The 2,069-nt window shown below is 59.4% G+C and carries 3 protein-coding genes; 1 reads left to right on the top strand and 2 read right to left on the bottom strand.

Going from position 1 to position 2,069, the window contains the following annotated elements:
* Positions 1 to 328 (top strand): hypothetical protein (locus tag HQL56_19800; protein MBF0311762.1); only part of this gene is annotated, 328 nt, incomplete at its 5' end.
* 33 nt (positions 329 to 361) lie between these two features.
* Here HQL56_19800 and HQL56_19795 read toward each other — a convergent pair.
* Positions 362 to 664 carry a type II toxin-antitoxin system RelB/DinJ family antitoxin gene (locus HQL56_19795; protein ID MBF0311761.1) on the bottom strand — a complete coding sequence of 101 codons (303 nt, stop codon included), beginning with the start codon at positions 662 to 664 and terminating at the stop codon, positions 362 to 364.
* Positions 665 to 761: 97 nt separating this feature from the next.
* Positions 762 to 2,069, bottom strand: a 1,308-nt coding sequence (locus HQL56_19790; GenBank protein MBF0311760.1) for a response regulator, incomplete at its 5' end; no start/stop codon positions are given.

Raw genomic sequence — 2,069 nt, 5'->3', positions numbered from 1 at the left:
CGAATGCAGCCAAACCGTACTGGTTTTCCACAGACCTTCGTCCGCAGAAGTCGCCAACCGTATAACCACTCTGCTGAAGGCCGAAGGATGTCTGACCTCCGATACCGAAACCGATTTTGCCGAGCTATGGAAGATGCCAACTCCCAGAGGAACGATTCGTGTAGTATACAACCAGGCCGGAACGGATTTGTCGCTTGCCGTAAAAGATAAAATCATACAAATTATAAAACATGAGAAGTCGATCCCGAATTGGGACAATGTGGTGGTGGAACGCAGCGACAAGCCCACCAGTCTGGTACGAGGTCAGGTTCAGGTATGGGCGTTTTGATAAATAACAGGATGGATTGACCTGCCGAAATTTTCACGTCGCGTTTGAACGGCCCTGAATAACGGGGGGTGCACATCCGATTCCCAGTTGTTCGAACAGATCCACCTCATCGCGCGCGTGATGCATCTCCTCGCCCCGCTGGCTTTTTTGCAGAGTCGCCAGAGTGAGTGCGTTGGGAACGCGCACCTCGAAGGGCAGAGCCTCCACTTCCGCAATACGTCGCATAAGCAGGCGGATGGCGTCCGACACGTTCAGACCCATGGCCGTCAGCACTGCGGTTGCCTTCTCCTTGGTGACGGTATCGATACGGGCGCGAACAATGGAATCAGCTATCATCTCGTCTCTTCTTCAATAGAGTTGTAGGCCCACCGTAGCCACATTCGGCTTGAAAGGCAACACTCTTCTCCCGCTGGGAACTCCTTGGCCCGGTTGCTCAATCCATCACAGCCTGTCTACCGAACTGTTCGATGACTTCCAGAAGGCGGCGTTTTTTGATGGGTTTGGAGAGGAAGAGGTCGCAGCCGGCTTCCAGGCTGCGGGCCGACTCCTCTTCCAGGGCGTGGGCGGTCAGCGCCACGATGGGCAGGCGGCCGCCACCGTTGTGGCGTTCCTTCTCCCGAATGGCGCGGGTGGCGGTATAACCGTCCATCACCGGCATCTGCACGTCCATGAAGACCAGATCGAAACGCCCTTCGCCGATGCGCTGCAAGGCCTCTTCGCCGTGGTTGGCCAGGGTCAGCCGGTGGGGCGTGTGCTTCAGGAAGGCGTGGATCAACTCCTGATTCTCCAGGGCGTCTTCCACCAGCAGGATATGCAGGGAGGAGGCTTTCCCCTGCGCGCGGGGAGTGGTTGTCTTCGCCTCAAGGGGTGGGGTGGCGGGGATCTTCAGAGGCAGATGCACATGAAAGGTGCTGCCTTGTCCCGGCTGACTCTCCACCTGCAACGTGCCGCCCATCAAGCTTACCAGACGCCAGGAGATGGAAAGCCCCAGCCCGGTGCCGCCGAAACGGCGGGTGATGCTCGGGTCGGCCTGGGTGAAGGGGGTGAAGATGCGTTGCAGATAGTCGGATTCGATACCGATACCCGTATCCACCACCTGCAGATGCAGCCGGTCCGGGGCTTCCGCGTCGATTCCGGCCTGCAGGCGGATTTCGCCCCGTTCGGTGAACTTGATGGCGTTGCCCAGCAGATTGTACAGAACCTGGTTGAGGCGGGCTTCGTCGGCCAGAAGCCACTGTGGCAGCGCCTCGTCCACCTGAAGATTCACGCATAGGCCTTTGCTCGCCGCGAGAACCTCCAGCAGCTCCACCACCTTCCGCAGCAGCTCCCGCGGGGAGATCGGTTTTTCCACCAGTTCCATCTGGCCGGCTTCGATTTTGGAGAGATCCAGAATCTGATTGATCACCTCCAGCAGGTTGCTGCCCGCCACCTGCAATTTGCCCACATAGTTGCGCTGTTCGCTGCTGAGACCGGTTTCCAGCAGCAGGTCGCTCATGCCGATCACCACGTTCATGGGGGTGCGGATTTCGTGGCTCATGGCGGAGAGGAAGGCGCTTTTGGCCCGGCTGGCGGCCAGGGCCTCCTCCTTGGCCCGGGTGAGTTCGGCTTCGGCCTGTTTCCGCGCGGTGATCTCCTCCCGGGTGCCCAGCAGGCCGATGATCTCCTCCTGTTCATCGGTCAGGGGCAGTTTGCTGGTGCGAATCCATCGCTCCCGCCCCTCGGGGGTGATCAGCCGCTCTTC

It is taken from the genome of Magnetococcales bacterium, assembly GCA_015231925.1.
Lineage (GTDB): Bacteria > Pseudomonadota > Magnetococcia > Magnetococcales > JADGAQ01 > JADGAQ01.
Note: the sequence above shows the minus strand (reverse complement) of the source record. Positions and strands in the feature narration are given on the sequence as shown.

Coding starts and splice junctions, on each gene's coding strand:
- HQL56_19795 (MBF0311761.1), bottom strand. CDS start 664: ATGATAGCTGATTCCATTGTTCGCGCCCGTATCGATACCGTCACCAAG.